This window comes from Pseudomonas sp. rhizo25 (genome assembly GCF_031931935.1).
Taxonomy (GTDB): domain Bacteria; phylum Pseudomonadota; class Gammaproteobacteria; order Pseudomonadales; family Pseudomonadaceae; genus Aquipseudomonas; species Aquipseudomonas synxantha.
Genome location: NZ_JAUJXA010000005.1, coordinates 72934 through 96256, shown reverse-complemented (window position 1 = coordinate 96256; position 23323 = coordinate 72934). Strand labels below are relative to the sequence as shown.

The following is a 23323-nucleotide window of genomic DNA, read 5'->3' as shown; positions in this document are numbered from 1 at the left end:
GCAGGCCTTAGAAGGCGTAAGTCAGCCGGGTGTAGTAGTACCCGCCGGTAAAACCGTAGGGCGAATAGGTGCCGTAGCTGGCGACCATGGTGCTGCTCGGCACCCCTTGTTTCTTGGGGTATTGGTCGAACAGGTTCTTGGCACCAATGGCTACGTTGAGGTCTTTTGTGAGGTTGTAGCCAAGGTCGAGGTCGGTGATCCATTTGGCGCTGTAGACCCGGTCCAGGTCGCGGTTGGCCGATGAATTGACTTCCTTGTAGGAACCGTAGCGGGTCAGGGCCAGGTTGAGGTTCAAGCGCCCGATGCTCCAGTCGCCGCCGAGGATCAGCTTGGTAGTGGGCTGCACGCCGGTGATCAGGTTGCGGGCCTCGCGGTCCATCAGATCAAAGGAGGTGCCGAGGATGTTGGTGGATTGCTTGTAATTGAGAATCCTGGTCTGGTTCCAGTTGAACGCGGCGGTCCATTTCAGGGCGCCGAACGTGCCCAGGTCCTGGTTGTAGCTGCTGACCAGGTCCAGGCCCTTGGTGCGGGTATCGGCGCCGTTGATAAAGTACTGGCCGCCGGAGGTGGAGTTGACGCCATTGTTCTGCAGCACCTGGGTGACTTGCGGGCCGAGCAAGGTGCCGGTGAGGGTGATGCGGTCGCGCAGGTTGATCACGTAGGCATCGGCGGTGAAGCTCAGGCGGTCGGTGGGAGTCAGGGTCAAGCCGAGGCTGAAATTGGTCGAGCGCTCGGGCTTGAGTTCTTCGGCGCCCAACGCCTTGGCCGCCGCCGAACCCACTGGCAGCACGCCGTAGTTGATCGACTGGTACACGCCGTCCACCACGCCATAGGTGGTGGAGCGCGCACTGAACAAACTGTTGGCCAGGGACGGCGCACGAAAGCCATTACTCACCGTGGCACGCACCGCGAACTGCGGCGTGAATTCGTAACGGGTGGTCAACTTGCCGCTGCGGGTAGCGCCCACGCCTTGGTTGTAATGCTCATAGCGCAGGGCGGTGCCGACATACCAGTCCGGCAACGGGTTGAAGCCCACGTCCACATAGCCGGCCAGGCTGTTGCGCGAGGCGCTGCTTTGTTCCTGCGGAGAAATGCCGTTGGTGACCTGGGCTCCGGAGGACGCACAATTACCCGGCGCCACGCAGTAGCCGCCGTTGGCATAGGAGGCGTAGTCACCGGCCTGCACCTCATAGGTGTCGCGCCGATGCTCGAAGCCATAGGACAGGTCCAAGGGCTTCTGCAGGCCGATATCGAAGCCGCGCTTGAAGTCCAGGTTGGTGGTCAACTCGGTGGAAATCCAGGTGCCGGACGTGAAGCTGTTCGGCGTGGCCTCGCCCAGGGACGGGTTCTGGTTGTGGGTGGTGCCCTGCTCCGCCTCGTTACGCCCGTAGGTGGTGGACAGGTCCCAGTCCCACTCGCCCACGCTGCCCTTGCCACCGAACGCCGCCTGGAAATCGTCCTCGTCGATGTACCAGGTCGGGGTGTACCCGGCCGGGTAGCCGTTGGGGCCAGTGGTGATGGTGTTGGTGATGGTCGGCAGGCGGAAGTTCTGACCCTGCTCGGCCTTGCGTCGCGAGTAGGTGGTGAAGGAGTACAGGCTGAAACTGTCATCGATCGGCAGCTCGGCGTTGTAGCCCAGGGTCAGCAGGTTGGTCTTGGGCGTACCGTAGCCACCGTAGGTGGACTTGCCTGCCAGGTCATAGGCTTGTTCATAGCTATAGCCGTTGGCACTGGCCTTGTTATCGTCGTTCTGGCTGCGCGCATCCAGGGCCAGCTGCACGATGCCGCCATTGCCGATCTCGAAGCCCTTGTTGAGGCTTTGTTGCACGGTCTGCTTCTTGCCGTCATAGCCAAGCCCCGCGTTCGTTACCGAGGTGCCGCTGGCGTCGGCCTTGAGGATCACGTTGATCACCCCGGCGATGGCATCGGAACCGTACTGGGCGGCGGCGCCATCGCGCAGCACTTCCACATGGTCGATGGCGCTGATGGGAATCAGGTCCAGGTCGGCCGGTGCCGCACCGGTGTTGATACCGTTGATATTCAGGGTGGCGCTGGTATGGCGGCGCTTGCCGTTGACCAGCACCAGCACTTCGGCGGCGCTCAAACCACGCAGGTTCGGCGCCCGGGCGATGCCACTGGCGTCCCAGCCGGTTTTTTCCGGCAGGGTCAGCGATGGGATCACCGCGCTCAATGCTTCCATCAACCCGGGCTTGCCGGTGCTTTGCAATTGCTTGGCGCTGACCACATCAATGGGCACCGGGCTGCTGGTGACCGTGCGCTGCTCGGCGCCACGGTTACCGGTGACCACGACGGTGGAGAGTGTGCTGTCGTCCTGGGCCTGTGTCGCTGCGGCCAGCAGGGTCAACGCCAGGGCGGTGGTGGGTTGTAGAACGTGCTTCATATCCATTCCCAGCTTGTCCAAATCGCGAAGTCGGGCAGGCACGCTGCTTGGTGCGGCGTGGCCGGCGTTCCAGGGGTTGGCGCGGTTTGGGCTAGGTGTGGGGCAAGCGCGGGGTGTGAGGTGGCAACATACGTTGAGCTCCCGTCCAACGATTCTGCTGCGACGGGATTACCCGGTCAGGCGCGCAGAATCTGAATCACGCTGGGTACCATCCGAGGTCAGGGGTAGGCTGTTGAACTCAAACATAACGGAATGAATTTCAAAAATATAATGCTGTTTTGGTATAAGCTAATATTCTCTAATTTCATTATTTATAAATATCTTTATTCATAAAAATGATTATTTTTTAATTTGAACGTGCGCATACCCTTGTGGAAGGGGGCTTGCCTCCGATGGCGTTGGGTCAGTCACAGATGTGCTCACTAACACTCCCTCATCGGGGGCAAGCCCCCTCCCACATTGGTACTCGGTGCAGCCAGGATTATTGAGCGGGCCGCAAGAGCTGCATCTGCTGGCGATAGTCATCCGTCACCTGCCGCGCCTGGCTGCTGCTGGTAATCACCCGAGGCGTGATCAACACGATCAACTCCGTACGGTCCTTGGACTTGCTGGTATTGCCAAACAACCAGCGCAACCCGGGGATCTTGCCCAGGTAAGGCACGGCACTGACACTCTCAGCGTTGTCTTGCTTGATCAACCCCCCGAGCAACACCGTCTGCCCACTCTGCACCGCCACCTGGGTGGACACCGAGCGTGTGGAAATCCGCGGATTCACCGGTGTGTCGCTATTACCCACCTGATTCTCGGCATCGCTGACCTGCTGCTGGATATCCATGTACACCAGGCCGCCCGGGTTAATGCGCGGCACCACGTCCAGAATCACCCCGGTCTGCACATATTCGACACTGCTCAGGGTGGTGTCAGCGTCACCGGTATTGACGGTGGTCTGGCTGATGGGAATGTTGTCGCCCACCTGGATCTGCGCCGGCTGGTTGTTCATCACCACCAGCGACGGCGCCGACAGCACCTGGGTACGGCCGTTGGTTTCCAGGGCGTGCAGGGCCACTTGCAGATTGGAGCTGACAAAAGAGTAGAACAACGAGTCCGCCGCCCCCAGCCCTGCCCCACCACCGCCCAGTGCGCCCTGGCTGCCGGAGGCATTGGCCACCGTGGTGCTGGTGGAATTGCCGGCCAGGCGGCCGAGGTACCACTGCACGCCCAGGTCCAGTTCACCGGTGAGCTTGACCTCGAGGATGCGGGTCTCGATCTGCACTTGCAGCGGCGGATTGTCCAGGCGCTTGATCGCCGCTTCGATCTCTTTCCACTGCGCCGGGCGGGTGCGCACCAGCAGCTGGTTGCTGCTCTTTTGCGCGGTGATGCGGGTGCCGGCCTCGAGGTCGCTGGTGGGGGCCGCCGGGGTGTTCTCGCCGCTCTGCGGCTCGGGCTCTTCGGGGGCTGGCACAGGAGTGTTGGCTTGCAAACCGGCGCTGGTGGACGATGACAATGTAGTCGTACGCAAGCCCGGGGCGACCTTGGCGGGGGTGTCGTCCTTAATCGCGCCGTTGCCGTAGATCTGCCGCAGGTACTTGGCCAGGTCGGCGGCCTTCATATTGCGCACGTCGTACACATACATCTGCGGCTCGTTGCCGCCGCCCTCGTCGATGGTGCGAATCCAGTCGCCCACTTCGCTGAGGTACTCGGGCTGGGAAGAGATCGCCACCACCGAATTGGTGCGCTCGACCGGCAGGAAGCGCAGCATGCCCGCCAGGGGCGTGCCGCTGTCGGCACCGAACATGGCTTGCAGCTCGGGCATCAGTTCAGCCACCGAGGCGCGTTGCAGGCCGAAGACCGCCACCGACATGCCCTTGAGCCAGTCGACGTCGAAGGTGTCGATGGTGTCCTGGTAGTTGGCCAACTCTTCCGGGGTGCCGGCCAGGCTCAGTACATTGCGTGCCGGGTCGACCAACAGAAAGGCGTTCTCTCGGGCAAACGGCTTGAGCAGTTTCTGCATCTCGGTGGCGGAGATATAGCGCAGCGGGAACAGCCGCGCCGAGAGGCCGCTGGACGGTTGCGCCACGCGCATCTGCGGCACCAGCTTGCCCGCCACCGCCTGGTTGGCCGGCAGGATCACGTAGCGGTTGCCCTGCTTGATCATCGCGTTGTCGGTCCACGACAGCAGCGTCTCGAGAATCGACAGCGCCTGTTGCTTGTCCACCGGTTTGGAGGTGGAGAAGCTGACATTGCCCTTCACCCCCTCGGCGATGCTGTAGTTCTCGTGCAGCAGGTCGCCCATCACGCTATTGATTACCGCCTCGATGGGCTGGTCGGCGAAGTTGAACACGATGTCGCCGCCCTGCTCCGGTACTTTCGCGGGCGCGGTGGGCTGGCGCACGAAGCCTTGATTGCCGCGAATCAACTGGCGTTGCGGCGGTGCCGGGGTGGCCGGCTGCGGGTTTTCAGCCACGGGCGACTCGGGCGGCGGGCGTTGCGAGCCGGTGCCCTGCAGTGCTTCGTGCAGCAGGTCGGCGTCCGGGTCGAGGGTATCGGGCAACGATCCACAGCCGCCCAGGGAGACGGCAGTGGCCAGGCAAAACAGCGAAGTGCGCATATCGATCAAGGGAGGGGCTCGCGGGGATGGGAAATCAGGGGTAACCGTTTGCCGTAGAGGCTCAGGGTTTGGGTGCGCCCGTCCAGGGCGAAACGGGCGTATTGCGGGGTCAGGTGTTCCAGGCGCCAGCCGTTGGGCAGGGTCTGGCCCAGGCGTACCGTCAGCGCCGGGCCATCGGCTTGCTTGAGCATGGCCATTTGCAGGTTGCCGGTGATCATGATGCCGCTGAGGGTCAGGTTGGCCAGGCTTGCCACTCGCACCTTGCCCACCACCCGGTCCGGGCGGCGGTCCGGGCTGAACAGCGGTGCTTGCCAGGTGGCAGCCAGATCCTGCAACGCCAGCGCAGGAGCGGCTTGCACACTGACGGAGGGCTGCGCAGGCACCGGCGCTGCAGGCAGCCACCGCGGTTCATCGCCGATGCTGCTGAGGATCACCGCCATCAACAGACCTAATAAGCCGGCCAGGCCGAGCAAGCTCCATTCCAATGGGCGCAGTGAGCCGATCATTGCACCACCCGCGCAGGTTGCAGGTAACCACGCACCAGCAGCTGCACCGCCAGCTTGCCCGCCCCGCCAGTGGACGGCGCCTGTTTGCTGCGGCGAATGCGCAGCTCATCGACAAACAGAAACGGCGGCTGATATTCCAGCGCATGCAGGATCGCGGTCAGCGGTTCGATGGCGCAGTTGAGCGTGAGGCTGACCTTGACCTGGCGGTAAGGCTCGCTGTCATCCTGTTCGGCAGTGATGGGTTTGCGTTGGGTCAGGGTGCAGCCGCCGCCAAGGTTGGCGTGGCTGTTGATCAGGTCGGCGAGGCGCTGCATCAGGTCGGCAGCGACCACATCGGGATCATCGCCGGGCAACAGGCTGGCGCTGCTGGCCGGGTCTTGCCGCGCCCGCTCAAGCTGCTCGCGCAACGCATCGCCCTGGCGCAATACGCTGGCGTAGCGTTGCTGCTGTTCACGCAATTGTTCGGCTTGTTCGCCCATGGCCCGCAGCGGCCCGGCAAACCAGCTGTCGATCAACAGCCAGTAGGCCGCACCGAGCACCACGGCGAGAATCAACAAGGCCCCACCGCGACGTTCACGGGGTGTGAGGGGTCGGCGCATCGGCGGCCTCCTGGCGTAAGTGGGCGCGCAAGGCAAACTGGTCCTTGCCGGTGCGCGCATCGGGTTGAATGACCCCTTCGAACTGGGCATTTTCCAGGCGCCGGCAGCCTTTGATGCGGGTGATCAGGCCACTGGCCTTGGCACTCTGGCCGGAGAACGTGACCTCACCCTCCTTGACGGCCAACTGGTCAAGCCAAGTGTCGGCGGGCAGGCAGGTGGTCAAGTCATTCAGCAGCGCGGCCAGGGGCGGTTGTGCCAGTTTGCGCTGGGAGAGGTACTGTGCTGCGCCGCGGGTATTGAGCAGTTGCTGGCGTACCGCGTGCACCTGGGCGACTTGGGCTTTTTGCTGCTGTACCGTGGCGTGCATGGTGTCGAGTACGCGCTGGCGGTCGTTGAGCCACAGCAGCATCGCAGCGATCAGCAAGGCGCCGCATAACCACGGCAAGCTGCGCTGCAACTGCTTTCCGGCTGGCCGTTGGCGCGGGCGCAGCGGCGCGGGCAGCAGGTCGATACCCAGGCCCGCTACGTCCACGCGGTGCGGATGCAAGCCAAGGGCGGCGCAGTCACTAAGGATCTGGTCCAGGCGCTCGCGCAGGATCGCCACCAGTTTTACCTCAAGGTGACTGGACGTGCGCCGCTCCTGGCGAGCCACGAAGTACAGCTGCTCGGCGTCGAACGGGGTGTAGCGGTCCAGTTCATAGCCGACCACCTCCGTGAGGTTGCGCGCGGCAGCCAGGGGCAGTTGCACGCGTTGCTGCAACACCGTGTCGTGGGCGAGCATCAGCACCTGGCGTGCATTGCCCGGCGCGACCGGCGTCGTCAGCGGCCAATGATGGACCTGCTCAGGTGGCTCTTGCAGGGCCAGCCACTTCGGCACACAGCCGCGCAACTCTGTGAGCCACAGCCGCCAGCCTTGTTGCAACAGGCTGCCGCGCCACTGCCTGGCGATAGGTTCGAGTCGATTCATTCTTGCCACCGCACGACCCGATAGGGCTGTGCGCTGTCCTCCACGGGGCTCAATAAGACGGTGAGTTGCAGGCGCGCCTGATAGCCGCCGGGGCGTTCGGCGCGGCTGTCGATTTCCAGCACCTGGCCAGGGTCGACGCCCTCGGCGTTTTGGCGCGGCAGGTTCAGTGCCTTGCGCATCAAGGCGCTGGCGAATGCCGGATCGGGTCGGTCCAGGTCGCTCCACAAGGTGAGTTCCGGCAACAGTTGGCTGTAGAGCGCCTGGGTCATACCGGGCAGTTGACGTACTTCTTCCAGCACCCGAAACGGTGCCTGGCCCTGTTTACGACGAGCCTCGAGGGCCTTGACCAATTGTTGGGCCTGGGCCGGTGTGGCACCGCAGGCCAGGGTCAAGCGCAGCAGGTCATCAGTATGGGCGTTGACCAGGTACAGCTTGCCGCGCTCACTGCGCAGGCGTACCTGTAGGCGGGCATCATCGAAGGTCAGCGCGATAGCACGACCATCCGCCACCCAATGCCCATCGGCCATGACCTGGGCGATCCCGGCTTCGGCAGCCAGCAGCGTCTGAGTGTGCTGGCGATGCCACAGCGCCTGGCGACTTTCCAGCTGTACCCAACCCACCAGACCGCCAAGCAACACGCTGAGCAAGGCCAGCACCCACAGCACCAGCAACAGCGCCGCACCGCGTTGGCGCCTCATTCCTCAATACTCGCGCTGGACAGGTTCAGGCGCAGGGCAATCACCTGGGTCACCCACGGCACCGGCCCGTTGACGCTGGCGTCGATGCGCACCGCAGCGGGCAACCGCTTGGGCCAGGGCCATGTGCTCAACCAGCCGGTGGGCTGGCCCAATGGCGAGACACCACGAAAACTGAATCGCAGCGCCTCGACGTTATGCAGCAGCACCTGGGCATCGTCGCGCAGGGGAAGTTTGTGCGATTCCGGCTGCGAGAACGCCACCTGCAGATCCTGCTCGACCCGCTGCAGGGTAAAGCGCTGGATGCCACCGCCGAGCACACCGGGCAAGGTCGACACAAACTGCAAGCGCTCTGGCGTCGCGATAAAAAACCCATCGGCCTGGCTGTCGTCCTCAGTCACATCCAACGGCAGCGCCTCGCTGATGGCAGTGCGCAAGAACTGTTGGGCGGCGCGCATTTCATCCAGGCTGGCGGTGTAGCCCTGGGCCTTGGCCACCGCCCGGTTGGCCCCTAGCAACGCACCGCCCACCAGCAGCACCAATACCGAGAGCAGGCTGAGCACCACGAGGATCTCCAGCAAGGTGAAGCCCTGCTCGCGGCGCTTCACTGGCGTGCCTTCAAGGTGCTGAAACGGGCCTGGTGCGAGCCTTCGCGCAGGCTCAGGTCGAGGCGAAACAGACGGGGTTGTTGTCGCGTGCTGGTCAACTGCCAATGGATGCCATCGAGTTCGCCCTGGCGGGTGCCCTCGGTCAGCGGGCCGGCCGCTTCCTGGTCGAGCACCGTGAGCGCGGCATGGGTGAGGCGGTCGCTGTGGGCCACTTGCGACAACGAGCGCGCACTCTGGCCGAAGGCAACCAGCAACACACTGCTGCACACCGCCATTAACGTCAGGGCGGCGAGCATTTCCAGCAAGGTAAAGCCGGCCTGCTGCTTCATGGCAGCGCCTTGGACTGCACGCTGCCCGTGAGCCAGCCAATGTCGATACGCCAACGCCGCGTGCCGTTGGCCAGCAACAGGTTGCCGCCGGTGGAGCTGCCATCGGGGTAGAACACCACGGCGGCGCCCGCCGCCTCGGCACTGTGCAACGTCACCTGCAACTGGGCCGGCCAGTGTAGCGGCGCACGCCCTGGGGCCTGGAAAGTCAGGCCCTGGAGGTCGAACTCGGTGCGTGCCGCCTGGCCGCTGATAATCGCCCCCGCCCGCGTGGTGCGCAGTGCCTCGACCATCTGCCCGACCACCCGGCGCTCCTGGGCCACCTGCAGCCCCTGGCGCACTCCGAACGCCAGCAACCCGGCTGCGACGCCGATCAATACAAGCACCACCAGCATCTCCAGCAGGGTAAAGCCGCGCTGGGTCATGGGCGGGTTATTCCCAGTTGCCCAGGTCGGCACTGTAGCCCTCACCGCCGGGCTGGCCGTCCTGGCCGTAGAAGACCAGGTCGAAGGCGCCGTGCTCACCGGGGAAGCGATAGCCGAAGCCATGGCCGAACGGGTCTTTCAATTCCGAAGGCTTGGCATAGGGGCCAGCCCAGCTGGACGCATTGGCCGGTTTGTCCAGCAGCTGTTGCAGGCTGTTGGGTGGCGCACCCACGTCCAGGGCGTAACTGTCGATCTTCATGCTCAAGCTGGCCAGTTGCGCCTTGCCCGCGCCGTATTTGCCCTTGTCCACATTGCCGCCGACCTGGCGCACCACAATGGTCGCGACGATACCCAGCAGCACGATCACCGCGAGCATTTCCAATAGGGTGAAGCCGCGTTGGCGATGGCTGGTTTTCATTGATTCAACTCCATGAAGGTTCATATATGGCTGGTAAGGCTCATCAGCGGCAGCATGATCGCGAGCATGATCACCGCCACCAGCACGGCCATGACCACGGTCAGGGTCGGTACCAGCGCCGCGAGCAGACGCTCGATTGCGCGTTTGGCTTCGATGTCAAAGATGTCGGCGACCTTGAGCAGCATGCTGGGCAGTTCACCGGCTTGTTCGCCGACCTCAATCATTTGCAGGGCCAACTCCGGCAGCAGAGGCTGGCTGCCAAATGCATCGGCCAGGGTGCCGCCGCCTTTGACCCGTTGCGCCGCCAGCGCCACTTGCGCCTGCAGTGCACGGTTGCTGCAGACCTGCCGGGCGATGACCAACGCCGGCAGCAACGCCACACCATTGCTGAGCAAGGTGCCGAGGGTGCGTGTCAGGCGGGCAGCTTGTACCCGTTGCAGCAGCGGGCCGATCACGCGCACGCCCAACAGACGACGGTCAAAACGTTCGCGCCGACCGGGGTCGCGCAGGCGTGCTGCCAGGGTCCATGCACTAATCAACAAGCCGGCCAGCAACACCAGGCCATGAGCGCCCAGAAACTCGCCAAGCCCCAGGATCACCTGGGTAATCAGCGGAATCGGCACGCCCAGATCCTGGAAGATCGGCACGAATTGCGGCACCACATACGCCAGCAACAGCGCCAGCGAACCCAGTACGCCGACCACCAGGAACGCCGGGTAGATCAGTGCGTTGATCACCTCGCCACGCAGTAACTGGCTGCGTTCCAGATAATCGCTGAGCTGGCGCAGGGTCGCTTCCAGCGCTCCACCGGCTTCACCGGCGCGCACCATGCTCAGGTACAACGGGGAAAACGTACCGCCCTCTTCCTCCAACGCGACCGACAGCGGCTTGCCGGCCTTGACCTGCTCGCGAATGCGCTCGATCAGCGCACGCACCTGGGGTTGGCCGGGTTGCTTGAGCAGCAGGCCCAGCGAGCGCTCAAGGGGCTGGCCGGCGCCGAGCAACGTGGCCAGCTGCTGGGTGAAACTCACCAGCGCAGCGCCCTTCAATGTTCCACGTGTTTTATGCAACAAGGGGCTGCCCGCCGTTTCGATGTGCAGCAGCAACCAGCCACGTTTGTGCAGGGCGGCGACGGCGGCGGCCTGGTCAGCGGCGTGCAGCGTACCACTCTGGGCAACGCCCTGGCTGTCCAGGGCGCGGAATTTGAACAGGCTCACACGCCCTCTCCACGGGTCACGCGCAGTACTTCTTCCAGGGACGTGACGCCGGCGAGTGCCTGGCGCAAACCGTCTTCATACAAGGTGCGCAAACCGCCGCGGCGCGCCGCCTGCTCAAGGGTGGCGGCGTCGGCGTGGCGCATCAGCAGGCTGCGCAATTCGTCGTTCATCACCAGCAATTCGGTGAGCGCGCTACGACCGTGGTAATCGCCGCGGTAGAGCAGGATCGGGCGCTGCTCGGTCAATCGATCCAGGCCATGTTCCTGGATCAATGCCGGCGGCGCTTCGAAGGCTACCCGCGTGGCCGGGTCCAGGCGCCGCACCAGGCGCTGGGCGAGGATGCCGCTGACGGTGGAGGCAATCAGGTAACTCTCTACGCCCATGTCGAGCAAACGCGTGATGCTCGCAGCAGCGCTGTTGGTGTGCAGGGTTGAAAGGACCAGATGCCCAGTGAGGGAGGACTGCACGGCGATGCGGCAGGTTTCCAGGTCGCGGATTTCGCCGATCATGATCACATCCGGGTCTTGGCGCACGATGGCGCGCAGCACTCCGGCAAAGTCCAGGCCGATGGCCGGCTTGACCTGGATCTGGTTGATCCCTTCGAGTTGGTATTCCACCGGGTCTTCCACGGTGATGATCTTGCGTTCGCTGGTGTTGAGCCGCGACAAGGCGGTGTAGAGCGTGGTGGTTTTGCCAGAACCGGTGGGCCCGGTCACCAGCAGGATGCCGTGGGGCCGTTCGAGCAGGTCGAGGAAGGCCGCCAGGCGCTGGCCGTCAAAGCCCAGGCTGGGGAAGTCGAACTGCACGGTTTGCCGATCCAACAGGCGCATCACCACCGACTCGCCAAAACTGGTAGGCACCGTGGACACGCGCAGGTCCAGTTCCTTGCCCTGGATGCGCAGCATGATGCGCCCGTCCTGGGGCAGGCGCCGTTCGGCAATGTCCAGGCGCGCCATGATTTTCACCCGCGAGATCACCGCCGCCGATGAACTGGCGGGCGGCGCTTCGGCCTCGTGCAGCACGCCGTCGATGCGATAGCGCACCTTGAACTGGTTTTCGAAGGGCTCGATATGGATGTCCGAAGCGCGCTGTTCCACCGCACGTTGCAAGATCAGGTTGACCAGGCGAATCACCGGCGCTTCGGACGCCATGTCCTTGAGGTGCTCGATATCTTCAAGGGCGCCGTCCTGCTCGTCGAGGTTCTCGATCAGGGTGCCCATGGCGGAACGGCCCTGGCCGTAATAGCGCTCGATCAGTGTGTCGACTTCATTGCGCGGGCCGACGGCCAGCCACACCGGCACCTGACAGGCATAGGCCAGGGCCTGGAACGGATACAGCTGCGCCGGGTTAGCGGCCAGTACGCGCAGGCCACCTTCGCTCCAGCCCATGGGCACCACTTGGTAGTGCCGCATAAAACGCTCGGTCAAGACCGGCAGCGGGTCAAGCAGCGGCGGCGCGGCGTCGGCCAGCAGCAAGGGCGCATCCAGCAGATCGGCCCAGGCACGCGCCAGCTCGACCTCGGAGACCAAGCCCAGGCGCGTCAATAACCCCAGCAGGTCGCGGGGGTCAGTGGATAAGCGCTGGGCGCGCTCCAGGTCGAGGGATTTGAGCCCGGCATGCTGCATCAGCCACGCGCACACCTGGTCGGTGTGCGGGATAGGCAGCTTGCAAGCATCAATGAGGGCTGACGACATCATCTGGGAATATCTAAGATTGCGAAAAGTATGGCTATTTGGAACTACCGAACAATGCCATTAGTTCGCCACAGCCCATACGGGAGTTAGCCGGGGGTATCGACTGGAAGTTATAGCGCTAGTTCCGGATTACGGGGGAATTAAATACAAAACATTGCCAAATGCACTGATATAGAGCGTAAGAAGCCAATAGCCACTAGTTGCAATTAGCCATACTTTTTATTAATTCAGGCACTTTCCCGTTCAATTAACCGGCAATGCAAGAAGATCGTGTCGGGCCTGCTGGCTTGGCCCATCAGCGGATGGGTATCTACACAACTTCAGGTGCATCGCAGGCCCCTGTGGGAGGGGCGGTGCGACGATTCGACTTGCTCCCGATGGCGGCCTGGCAGCCCACCAGGATGTTGGAGTTAGCGACTATTGTTTTGTCGCCAAGACAAAACGGTGCACGAGGCCACCAGCCACTGCGCCAAGCAAAGGCATCACCCAGAACACCCACAACTGGGCCATCGCCCAATCGCCCTGGAACAGCGCCACACCCGTACTGCGCGCCGGGTTAACCGACGTGTTGCTTACAGGAATACTGATCAGGTGAATCAAGACCAGGGCAAACCCGATGGCCAGCGGCGCAAAACCCGCCGGCGCCTGTTTATCGGTGACGCCCAGGATGATCAGCAGGAAAAACGCCGTGAGCACACACTCGGTGACCGCTACCGACAGCAACGAGAAGCCCCCGGGTGAATGCTCGCCATAACCATTGGTGGCAAACCCCGCCGTTACATCAAACCCGGCCTTGCCGCTGGCAATCAGGTACAACACCCCGGCCGCAGCAATCGCGCCCAGAACCTGAGTGAGGATATAGGGCACCACATCCTTGCCATCAATACGCCCAGCGGCGAGCAAACCCAAGGTGACCGCCGGATTGAAATGCCCGCCGCAAATATGGCCGACGGCGTAGGCCATGGTTAATACCGTCAAGCCAAATGCCAATGCCACGCCTACAAAACCAATGCCCAACTCAGGAAATGCGGCAGCCAACACGGCACTGCCGCAACCACCCAGCACCAACCAGAATGTGCCGAAGAACTCGGCGGCGAGACGTTTTGTCATCAGGAAACTCCTTGAAGTAGGTCAAAGAGTTGGAGCCTAACAACCGGGTATCGGGGTTGGATGTGGGAAATTTCCTTGGCGCATGTCTATGCGGTTTCCAGCGCCACTGAGGTGGTTGCCGCTTTCGGCGCCCTGCCGAGCATGGACACGGGAATGGCCAGGATCAGCCCGCCACTGACGAACAGACACAGGGCCAACACATAGGTGCCATTGTTGATGTTGCCCCGACAGGTTGCCGATGGCGTTGATCATGCCGATACCGGCTGCAGCCGCTACGCCCGACAACAAGGTCCCCGGCAGGGTCCAGAAAATCGGCATCAGGCTGAGAATCCCGGAGGCGGCGACGCTCAGGAAGAGTACGGACAACACCAGGTTGTCGGCGAAGAAGGCGCTGAAGATCAAACCGACCGCCCAGTGATGGTAGCGAAATACGCCGGTCCGAGGATCTTTAACGACCAACCGAAGCGGTCGGCTTTGTTCGCGTGTTAGCGCCAACTAGCGAGCAAAGGGGCGGTTAATCTATTTGCCGCACCGTCGCGTACCTCTGAAACCGTTAATACCCAAACAATGACTTGTTCTCCAGGTATTCTTCAAACCCCAACTCGCCCCACTCCCGCCCATTACCCGACTGCTTGTAGCCTCCAAACGGCGCTGCCTGGTCGGCCCGGGCGCCGTTGAGATGGACCATGCCGGTGCGCAATTGCCGCGCAACCCTACGGCTGCGTTCAAGACTGGCCGAGGTGACGTAGCCTGACAAGCCATAAGGGCTGTCGTTCGCGATGGCTATCGCCTCGGCTTCGCTGTCGTACGGTATGATCGCCAGGACCGGGCCGAAGATTTCTTCCCGCGCCACGAGCATGTCCGGGGTGACGTCGGCAAATACCGTAGGTTGCACGTAGTACCCGCGCTCAATCCCCCGTGGTCGTCCCAGTCCTCCGGCGATCAATCGCGAACCCTCGGCGATGGCCTGAACGATCATGGCCTGAACCCGTTCAAATTGCAGGGCGTTCGCCACAGGGCCGATGGCGCAGGTCGGCTGACTGTCGTCGAAACATACCTGCGCCAGCACTTCCCGGATGATATCAATCACAGCCTGTTGCTGCGCGCGCGGTACTAGCAAGCGCGTCGGCGCATTGCACGACTGGCCGCTGTTACGGATGCACGCCTGTAACCCGTGACGCACCGCGCTAGGCAGATAGGCGTCGTCGAGCAGAATATTCGCGGATTTGCCGCCCAGCTCCTGGGACACACGCTTGACTGTATCGGCCGCCGCCTTGGCCACTGCGATGCCGGCGCGGGTCGAGCCGGTAAACGACACCATATCCACCTCGGCATGGCTGGCCAGCGCAGCGCCAACCACCGGCCCATTACCGTTGACCAGGTTGAACACCCCCTTCGGCACCCCGGCCTCATGCAGGATTTGCGCGACGATATGCGCCGACAACGGCGCACACTCACTTGGCTTGAGTACGACGGTGCAGCCCACCGCCAGGGCGGGTGCGAGCTTGCAGGTGAGTTGATTGAGTGGCCAGTTCCAAGGGGTAATCAGGGCGCACACGCCGATAGGCTCACGCGCCACTAGCGTCTGGCCCATGCGGCGTTCGAAGCGGTAATCGCGTAGCACTTCCAGCGCCTGCACCAGATGGCCCAGGCCTGCCGGCACATGTGCACTGCGGGCCAAAGACAGCGGCGCGCCCATTTCCAGGTGAACCGCTTCGACCAGCGCTTCGCTGTGGAGTTTGTAGGCCTGGATAATGCGTTGCAGCAGGTCGACACGCGCCTCAAGCGTACTTGCTGCGAACCCGGCAAACGCTTGCCTGGCCGCGCCGACTGCGCGGTCCACATCGTGGCTGTCGCCAAGGGTGATGCGCGCAACCACCTGCTCGGTGGACGGATTTACCACCGGCTCAATGGCCGTGCCGTGAGGCTTGACCCAGGCACCGTCAATGTAGAACTCAAACAGATCCGACATACCTTGGACTCCCTTCAGGCGACGTGTTTCAGGGCATTCGCCAGGGTTTCAAACACCTGGGCGATCTCCTGCGGGCTGATGACCAGCGGCGGCGAAATCACAATGGTGTCACCCGAGCCGCGCACCAGCACGCCGTTGTCGAAGCACCACTGCGCAACCTCGCTGCCACGCGCGCCGGGGAAACCTGGGCGCGGCTCGAGCTCCACCGCGCAGAGCAAACCGATCGCGCGTACGTCCAGCACCGCGCCGATGCCTTGCAGCGCGAGTGCGGTCGACTGCCACAGCCCACTCACCGCGTTGACGTGCTGGTTGATGCCCAATTCACGATGCACCTCCAGGGTCGCCAACCCAGCCGCACACGCCAGTGGATGCGCGGAATAGGTGTAGCCGTGCATCAGTTCGATGACATTCTGCGGCCCGGCCATGAACGCTTCATACACCGCGCCACTGACCAGCACGCCGCCCATGGGCACGGCGCCGTTGGTCAGGCCCTTGGCGGTGGTGATCAGGTCCGGCAGCACGCCGAAGGCTTGCGCGGCAAAGGGCGCGCCGACGCGGCCAAAACCGGTGATTACCTCGTCGAAAATCAACAGCACGCCGTGCCGTGTGCAAATCTCGCGCAAGCGTTGCAAATAGCCTTGGGGCGGCGCATAAACCCCGCCGGAGCCGGTCACCGGCTCGACAATTACCGCGGCCACAGTGCTCGGGTCCTGGATATCCAGCAGTTGTGTCAGCGCATCAGCGTAACTGGCGCCCTGCTGCGGCTGCCCAACGCTGAAACGCATGCTCGCGTCATAGGGCAATGGCAGGTGCGAGACCTCCCCCAGCAGCGGGCCAAAGTCACGTTTCTGGCGACCGATACCGGATACCGACAGCCCACCGAAGCCCATGCCATGGTAGCCTTTGGCACGCCCGATAAATTTGGTCCGACGGCAATCACCACGCGCCTGGTGATACGCCCGCGCGATCTTCAACGCAGTATCCACCGCTTCAGATCCGGAGTTGGTGAAGAACACCTGCTCCATACCGGCGGGGCTGATGTCGATCAGGCGCTCGGCCATTTCCAGGGCCTGGGGATGGCTCATCTTGAACGACGAGACAAAGTCCAGGCGCCCCGCCGCTTCGCGAATGGCTTCAACTATTTTCGGCTGGCCATGCCCGGCGTTCACGCACCACAGCCCCGCCATTGCGTCGAGTACGCGGCGCCCATCGGTGGTGGTGTAGTGCATACCGTCGGCGCTGGCGAACATCATCGGTTGTTGCTGGAACTGGCGCATCGGGGTAAATGGCGCCCAGAACGCGCCGCGCGCGGAAACAGAAGGGTTGGAAAAATCGTTCATGGCGACTCCTGCAAAGCGATGATTGGATGGCCGGCCAGCGTCGGGCGCTGCAACGGGCCTGCGTTTACGTTGACGCTGCGGTCCACGTACAAGGTGCCGTGTTCGATACGGCAGGTGACCCGATCACAAAACGCCGTCTCGACAAACTGCCAGGTCATGCTCAACACCCGGTCTTCGGTCCAGCGCGCCTGCGCCACCACGGGGGTGAGTTCCGGCTGGTATTGGTGATGCAGATAGTGGCCGGTCATGCTGGTCTGGGTTTCGATGCCGGCGCTCAACCCGGCACGGATGCAATGGGTGCCACGGGGGTCGGTGAGGTAAAAGTCACAATACTCAGGCCCGAACTCCAGGCGCACTTCGCTGACCTGGTCTTCGTTGGCCTGCATGGCAAACGTAGTGCTGAATTCAGCCTGGCGCGGCGAGCTCGCGGCGCCAGACATGACTGGCCGTTGTTGATGGACCAGCAGCGCCGCCAGCGCGGCATCCGCCGAGCCTTCACTGGGTACGTCCAGCGCCGGCAAAAGATGCTCCCAGAGCAGGCTGTGCAAGCGCCGCTCGCCCAGGGCGAGTCCCGCGGTAAACGCAATCACCGCGTTATGGCGCGGTAGCACAATGCACTGCTGGCCAAACACGCCGGAGGCGTAATACCCACCGTGCAGGGTCATCCACCACTGGTAGCCGTAGCCTTCGCGGCGCGTGACAGCCGCGCCGCTCGACTCGTCGCGACTCAGGTAGCGCTTGCCATCGAAGGCGCCCATCCATACATCATCGACGTGCCCACGGGTCGCTTCGGCCACCCATTCTCGGGACAGCAATTGCTGCCCCTGCCAATTGCCGTGTTGCAAGTGCAACACGCCGAATTTGAGCAAGTCTTCGGTGCGGCAACTGAGGCCATTGCCACCGGTGTTGAAACCGCCAGGAGCCAGGTCCCACTCGATGGGGCCCATGCCCATGGGTTGGAAGATACGTGCGTTGCACAGCTCGAACGCCGTCTGGCCACTGACTACGCTGACAATCGCCGAGAGCATGAAGCTCGACGCACTGCTATAGATAAACCGGTGCCCTGGCGGGTCTTCGACCGGCTCATTGAGGAATAACCGCACCCAACTGTCACTGCGCCCGCGCCAGGCGCCACCAGAAATGCCCTGGCGATGGCCGGTGCGCATGGTCAGCAAATCCCGCACGGTCATGGCCGCCAGGTTGGCGCTGATGGATGCCGGGCAATCGGCGGCAAAAAAATCCACCACCTTGGCGTCCAGCGACAGCACGCCGTCATCCACCAACAGCCCGACGGCCATGGACACCCAGCTTTTTGTCGCCGAATGCTGGACATGCAGGCGTTCGGCGCAATAAGGCGCCCAAAACGCTTCGGCTACCACCGCGCCATCGCGGTACAGCATGAAGCTGTGCAACTCCAGGTCCGCAGCGTTCACCGCTTCGATGAAATCACTTACGCCACGCGCCGATACGCGTTGTTGACTGGGCAGTGCCCGCCGCAACAGCAAACTCGTCATCTGATCTATCCCCTCTTTCCACTGCTTGGGCGTGCAACAGGCTGTTCCTGCTGCACGCCATTACCGCTACCAGAGCGCCACGGTGTAGCCCAGGATCACTCTGTTTTCGTTGGTGTCACGGGCGAAGTTGCTCGTCGCGCTGGCGTTCTGCCAACGCAGCGAGACATCCTTGAACGTGCCGCTCTGCACCACATAGCCGAGGCTCAAGTCCCTCTCCCACTCGCGTCCTTCGCCGTTGAAGCCGATGACCTTGGCGTTGTCGCCCTTGGCATAACGCGTCGAGAACAGCAGGCCCGGAATGCCCAGCGAGGCGAAGTCATAGTCATAGCGGGCATGCCACACGCGCTCGCCGGTTTGGGAGAAGTTGGCCAGTTGATACTCGGTGAACAGGTAGGTGTTGGTGCCGTCCACATAGGTGAACGGCGTCGAGCCGTACTGTTCCTGGTAACCGCCGCTGAGGTTGTGGCCGTAGAGGCCATAGCCGATGCGCGTACTCAACGCCCGGTTATCCACCTTGCCGGCCAGGCCTGCAGCGTCTTCACTGGCGCTGAAATAGCGGATATCGGTCTTGAACGTGCCCGGGCCCAACTTAAAGCTGTTTTTCAAGCCCAGGTAATGCTGTTGGTACAGGCTTTCCAGTTGCGCGAACTGGTAGGTCACAAAGGTCGTCGGCGTGAGTGCGTACTCGCCGCCGGCGTAGCGGAACTCATCGCTCTTGGCGCTGCTTTTGTAGGCGCCGTACTGGCTGGTAAGCCCCATATCCTCGTAGTGGGTTGAGTCGCGCTGCTTGACCTGGTCCAGTTGGCCAGCGGTCAGGGTCAGCTTGTCGATGTCCTTGGAGGTCACTGCGGTACCGCTGAAACTCTGCGGGAACAGGCGGCTCAGGTTCGGCTGCAGCGTCGGCAGGTCAGGCACCATGTAACCCACGCGCAACTCGCTTTTGGCCAGGCGCGCTTTGCCGGTGAGGCCCAGTTTTGAGTAGTTGTCATGGGCGCGGCGGGCGTAGCTGGGGGAGCCTGGCTCGGCCATGCTGGAGCGTGCCAGCAGCCCGGTGCCGGAGTTGTCCGGGCTCGAATCGAGCTTGATGCCCAACATACCCACCGCGTCCAGGCCAAAACCCACGGTACCGCCGGTAAAGCCCGACTCGAGTTTGAGGATAAAACCCTGCGCCCATTCGGCACGTTTGTTCTGCCCGCTGGACTCGCGGTAGTCGCGGTTGAAGTAGTAGTTCTTCAACTCCAGCGCCGCTTTGCTGTCGGCGACGAAGTCGGCCTGGGCAAACAAGGGCATGAAACCGGCGCTCATGACGCTGGCACTAGCGACAACTTTGTTGATGCGGTTATTCATGTGTAGGTTCCTGGCAGACAGGTTGAGTGGGGTTGTTTTTGTTTTCTTCGGCCATGGCTTCGCCCGCTTCGCAAATCGTCGATTTGCGAAGGGCTGGGTTTAATGCCGTGGCCTGGGGTGCAGCAGTACCTAAATCACACTGGCACGGAGGCGATAGCTGCCGTCCGCACGTTTCTCCAAGGGGCTGGCCGCGGCGAGTAGCCGACGGGTGTAAGGGTGTTGTGGGGCGTCGAAAATCGCGTCACGCGCGCCCATTTCGACCACCTCGCCCTGGTTCATCACCGCCACACGGTGGGCGATGCGTTCCACCGCTGAGAGATCGTGGGAAATGAACAGGCAGGCAAAGCCGTATTGGCGTTGCAAGCGCTCGAACAGTTCGAGGATCTGCTTCTGGATGGTCATGTCCAGTGCCGAAATCGGCTCATCGGCAATTACCAGCTTGGGCCGGCGCACCAACGCCCGGCCAATCGCCACGCGCTGGCGCTGACCACCGGAGAGTTGATGGGCAAAACGCTCGCGATACTGTTCGGGCAGGCCCACGTCGACCAGGGTGTCGGTGACCCGCTGGCGCTTTTGCGCGGCCGTCAGGGCGGGTTCATGGCGCAGCGGTTCGGCGAGGATCTGGCCGACAGTCATGCGCGGGTCGAGGGACGAATACGGGTCCTGGAAGATCATCTGGCATTGCAGGCGATGTACCCGGTTGGCGGCTTTGAGGATATCCACGCCTTGGAACAGGATCGCCCCGGCACAGGGGTTGACCAAGCCGACGACCGCACGCCCGAGGGTGGTCTTGCCCGAACCGCTGCCACCAACCAGGGCCAGGGTCTCGCCCGGCGCGATACTCAGGCTCACCGAGTGCACCACGCGCTTGGGCACGCTGCGCCCCCAGAAGCTGCGCGGCCCCGGGTGTTCGATACACACATCCCGGACCTGCAACAACGCGCTGTCGGCCGCCGGCACTGGCACCAGCTCCCCGCGCCGGGGCAGCGCTTCGAGCAATTGCCGGGTGTATTCGGCCTTGGGCGCAAAGAGGATGTCTTCGATACGGCCCTGCTCTACTGCCTTGCCCGAGCGCATCACCACCACTTTGTGGGCATAACGCGCCACCAGGGACAGGTCGTGGCTGATAAACAGAATCGCGGTGCCCTGCTCGCGAGTCAGTTCCAGCATCAACTCGATCACATCCAGTTGCGCCAGGCAATCCAGGGCCGTGGTGGGTTCGTCGGCAATCAGCAGCGCCGGGCGCAGCAGCATCACCGAGGCCAGCATGATGCGTTGGCGCATGCCACCGGAGAATTGGTGCGGGTAGGACGCCAGGCACTTTTCGGCGTCCTTGATGCCGATGCGTTGCAGCATGGCGATGCAGCGCTCATGGATCGTCGCCGCATCCAGCGTGGTATGCAGTTTGAGTGCCTCGCTCATCTGCCGGCCGATGGTCAGCGCGGGGTTGAGCGAGACCATCGGCTCCTGGAACACCATGCCGATCCGTGCGCCACGCACTTCACGCATGGCCTTGGCATTGCTGCTGTCCAGGGCCTGGCCCTGAAAGATGATGCGCCCACCGCACACCTGCATCGGTGCTGGCAGCAAGCCAATGGCAGCGCGCGCGGCCATGGTCTTGCCGCTGCCCGACTCGCCCACCAGTGCGACGATCTCGCCGGGGGCCATGGTGAAGCTGAAGTCATCGACGGCCAGCGGACCGTCCACGCCGACGCGAATCTGTAGATTTTCAACGGCCAACAAAGGCGCGGGTACGCTCATGCTCATTTCCTCATGCGCGGGTCGAGACGATCACGCAAGGCATCGCCGAACAGATTGATAGCAAGCAACGTCAGGCTGATAAAGATGCCCGGGAAGATCCCCAGCCACGGCGCGTTCGAGATATAGGTGCGGCTCGCCGAGAGCATGCTGCCCCAGGTCGCGGCCGGTGGTGGCACGCCAAGGCCGAGGAAGCTCAGCGCGCTCTCCGAGAGCAACGCCCAGCCGAACATGCTGGTGGCCAGCACACACAGCGGCGCGAGACAGTTGGGCGTGATGTGGCGGAACATGGTGTACAGCTCGGAGTTGCCGATCACCCGCGAGGCCTCGATAAACTCCAGCTCACGCAATGACAGCACACTGCCGCGCACCACCCGCACCACCGAAGGCGTGTAGGCAATGCCCAGGGCGAGCACGATGCCGTACTGGCTGGCCCCGACAATCGCCATGATGCCCAGGGCCATGAGGATGCCGGGGAACGCGAGCAGCGCATCGTTGAGCATCATCAGGATGCGGTCGGTCCAGCCGCGCAGGTAACCGGCGAGCATGCCGATCAGCGTGCCGCAGACCACCGCCACACTCACCGACAGCAGGCTGATCCACAGGCTGGTGCGCGCACCGATGATCAAGCGGCTGAACACATCCCGGCCAAATTCATCGGTGCCCAGCCAGTGCACGGCATTCGGTGCGTGCAGGCGCGAGAGCAGGTCGAGCTTGAGCGGGTCGTATGGCGTCCACACCACGCCGAGCAAGGCCAATAACACCAGGGCTGCGAGCAAGCCGCCGCCAATCAGCGCATTCAGCGGCGGGTAGCGTCGGCGTCGACGCGGCGGGATCGCCGCTACGCCGGGCAAGGCAGGCGTATTCAAGTTCATAGCTTCACCCTTGGATCGAACAGCGGATACAGCAGATCCACCAACAGGTTGACCAACACATAGATGCAGGTGATCAGCAACAGACAGCCCTGCAACACCGGGTAGTCGCGGGAGAAGATCGCGTCGACCATCAGCCGGCCGATACCGGGCAAGGTGAACACGGTTTCCAGCACCGCAATGCCGCCGAGCAGGTTGCCGAGGATCAGGCCGATCAGGGTCCAGGTCGGTGCGAAGGCATTGCGCAGGGCGTGTTTCCACAGCACCGCGCCCTCCGACAAGCCCTTGGCCCGGGCATGGGCGATATATTCCAGGCGCAACACTTCAATGGTGCTGGCCCGTGCCATTCGGGCGATGGCGCCGAACTCAACCAGGGTCAGGGTCACGATTGGCAGTACCACATAAGTCAGCGCTTTCATCGGGTCGCTGCCAAAGCCGACGTAGCCGATCACCGGCAGCCAGCCCAGCTGGATACCGAACACGTAGAGCAGCAACAAGCCCAACCAGAAGCTCGGCACCGACAGCAACAGCGTCGCCGTCACCACCAGGCCCAGGTCCATCGCGCTGTTTTGCTTCCAGGCCGCGAGCAGACCCACCGGCACCGCCAGCAGGGTTGCCAACAGCACCGCCACCAGCACCACCGTGGCGCTGACGCTGAAGCGTTCCACCAGCAAATCCAAAACCGGCTGGCGGCTGCTGATGGACACCCCGAGGTCGCCACTGAGCACCGACTTTATCCAGATCAGGTACTGGGTCACCACCGAGTGGTCCAGCCCCAGGCTGCTGCGCATATCGGCCAGGCTTTGCGGGTCGGCCATGTCGCCGAGCATCAGCAAGGCCGGGTCGCCGGGAATCAGGCGGATCAAGGCAAACACAATCACCGAGATCAGCAACAGGGTCGGCACCGCCATGCCGAGCCTGTGTGAGATGAATCGAAACATAGCGC

The 23323-nt window shown here is 63.0% G+C and carries 20 protein-coding genes and 1 pseudogene; all 21 read right to left on the bottom strand.

What is annotated here, in order from left to right:
- Positions 1 to 7: 7 nt before the first annotated feature.
- On the bottom strand, positions 8 to 2401 hold the full coding sequence (locus QZR30_RS12815; protein ID WP_311903378.1) for a TonB-dependent receptor plug domain-containing protein: 2394 nt from the start codon (positions 2399 to 2401) through the stop codon (positions 8 to 10).
- Positions 2402 to 2882: 481 nt separating this feature from the next.
- The gene (gene gspD, locus QZR30_RS12810; protein ID WP_046068830.1) at positions 2883 to 5009 is read right to left on the bottom strand and encodes a type II secretion system secretin GspD; all 2127 of its coding nucleotides are present in this window, start codon (positions 5007 to 5009) and stop codon (positions 2883 to 2885) included.
- Positions 5010 to 5014: 5 nt separating this feature from the next.
- On the bottom strand, positions 5015 to 5515 hold the full coding sequence (locus QZR30_RS12805) for a general secretion pathway protein GspN (protein ID WP_068967463.1): 501 nt from the start codon (positions 5513 to 5515) through the stop codon (positions 5015 to 5017).
- Entirely contained in the window at positions 5512 to 6114 is a 603-nt protein-coding gene (gene gspM, locus QZR30_RS12800; protein WP_046068832.1) for a type II secretion system protein GspM, read from the bottom strand. Before gspM ends, QZR30_RS12805 begins: the two co-directional genes overlap by 4 nt.
- The gene (locus QZR30_RS12795) at positions 6089 to 7081 is read right to left on the bottom strand and encodes a PilN domain-containing protein (RefSeq protein WP_311903377.1); all 993 of its coding nucleotides are present in this window, start codon (positions 7079 to 7081) and stop codon (positions 6089 to 6091) included. Before QZR30_RS12795 ends, gspM begins: the two co-directional genes overlap by 26 nt.
- Positions 7078 to 7779 (bottom strand): type II secretion system minor pseudopilin GspK, encoded by a 702-nt coding sequence (locus QZR30_RS12790; RefSeq protein ID WP_311903376.1) that lies wholly within the window; start codon positions 7777 to 7779, stop codon positions 7078 to 7080. Before QZR30_RS12790 ends, QZR30_RS12795 begins: the two co-directional genes overlap by 4 nt.
- Complete coding sequence (locus QZR30_RS12785) at positions 7776 to 8384, bottom strand: prepilin-type N-terminal cleavage/methylation domain-containing protein (protein ID WP_311903375.1); 609 nt, start codon at positions 8382 to 8384, stop codon at positions 7776 to 7778. The genes QZR30_RS12790 and QZR30_RS12785 overlap by 4 nt, the downstream gene beginning before the upstream one ends.
- Entirely contained in the window at positions 8381 to 8713 is a 333-nt protein-coding gene (locus tag QZR30_RS12780; RefSeq protein WP_046068836.1) for a prepilin-type N-terminal cleavage/methylation domain-containing protein, read from the bottom strand. The genes QZR30_RS12785 and QZR30_RS12780 overlap by 4 nt, the downstream gene beginning before the upstream one ends.
- Complete coding sequence (locus QZR30_RS12775; RefSeq protein ID WP_046068837.1) at positions 8710 to 9135, bottom strand: GspH/FimT family pseudopilin; 426 nt, start codon at positions 9133 to 9135, stop codon at positions 8710 to 8712. Before QZR30_RS12775 ends, QZR30_RS12780 begins: the two co-directional genes overlap by 4 nt.
- Before the next feature lie 7 nt (positions 9136 to 9142).
- Entirely contained in the window at positions 9143 to 9553 is a 411-nt protein-coding gene (gene gspG, locus QZR30_RS12770; RefSeq protein WP_311903374.1) for a type II secretion system major pseudopilin GspG, read from the bottom strand.
- A 20-nt stretch (positions 9554 to 9573) separates the two neighbouring features.
- The gene (gene gspF / locus QZR30_RS12765) at positions 9574 to 10770 is read right to left on the bottom strand and encodes a type II secretion system inner membrane protein GspF (RefSeq protein WP_311903373.1); all 1197 of its coding nucleotides are present in this window, start codon (positions 10768 to 10770) and stop codon (positions 9574 to 9576) included.
- Positions 10767 to 12464: a type II secretion system ATPase GspE gene (gene gspE, locus QZR30_RS12760; RefSeq protein WP_311903372.1), complete on the bottom strand. Its 1698-nt coding sequence runs from the start codon at positions 12462 to 12464 to the stop codon at positions 10767 to 10769. The genes gspF and gspE overlap by 4 nt, the downstream gene beginning before the upstream one ends.
- Positions 12465 to 12881: 417 nt before the next feature.
- Positions 12882 to 13574 carry an aquaporin Z gene (gene aqpZ / locus QZR30_RS12755; protein WP_046068840.1) on the bottom strand — a complete coding sequence of 231 codons (693 nt, stop codon included), beginning with the start codon at positions 13572 to 13574 and terminating at the stop codon, positions 12882 to 12884.
- An 86-nt stretch (positions 13575 to 13660) separates the two neighbouring features.
- Positions 13661 to 14015: pseudogene (locus QZR30_RS12750) on the bottom strand (MFS transporter); the annotation flags it as partial.
- A 112-nt stretch (positions 14016 to 14127) separates the two neighbouring features.
- Positions 14128 to 15546 (bottom strand): aldehyde dehydrogenase family protein, encoded by a 1419-nt coding sequence (locus tag QZR30_RS12745; RefSeq protein WP_311903371.1) that lies wholly within the window; start codon positions 15544 to 15546, stop codon positions 14128 to 14130.
- 14 nt (positions 15547 to 15560) lie between these two features.
- The gene (locus QZR30_RS12740; protein WP_311903370.1) at positions 15561 to 16886 is read right to left on the bottom strand and encodes an aminotransferase class III-fold pyridoxal phosphate-dependent enzyme; all 1326 of its coding nucleotides are present in this window, start codon (positions 16884 to 16886) and stop codon (positions 15561 to 15563) included.
- On the bottom strand, positions 16883 to 18400 hold the full coding sequence (locus tag QZR30_RS12735) for a serine hydrolase domain-containing protein (protein WP_274354958.1): 1518 nt from the start codon (positions 18398 to 18400) through the stop codon (positions 16883 to 16885). The genes QZR30_RS12740 and QZR30_RS12735 overlap by 4 nt, the downstream gene beginning before the upstream one ends.
- Positions 18401 to 18466: 66 nt before the next feature.
- On the bottom strand, positions 18467 to 19747 hold the full coding sequence (locus QZR30_RS12730) for an OprD family porin (protein WP_068967466.1): 1281 nt from the start codon (positions 19745 to 19747) through the stop codon (positions 18467 to 18469).
- Positions 19748 to 19876: 129 nt separating this feature from the next.
- The gene (locus QZR30_RS12725) at positions 19877 to 21508 is read right to left on the bottom strand and encodes an ABC transporter ATP-binding protein (protein ID WP_311903369.1); all 1632 of its coding nucleotides are present in this window, start codon (positions 21506 to 21508) and stop codon (positions 19877 to 19879) included.
- Positions 21509 to 21510: 2 nt separating this feature from the next.
- The gene (locus QZR30_RS12720) at positions 21511 to 22380 is read right to left on the bottom strand and encodes an ABC transporter permease (protein WP_311903368.1); all 870 of its coding nucleotides are present in this window, start codon (positions 22378 to 22380) and stop codon (positions 21511 to 21513) included.
- Entirely contained in the window at positions 22377 to 23318 is a 942-nt protein-coding gene (locus QZR30_RS12715; protein WP_046068847.1) for an ABC transporter permease, read from the bottom strand. The genes QZR30_RS12720 and QZR30_RS12715 overlap by 4 nt, the downstream gene beginning before the upstream one ends.
- Positions 23319 to 23323: the final 5 nt, after the last annotated feature.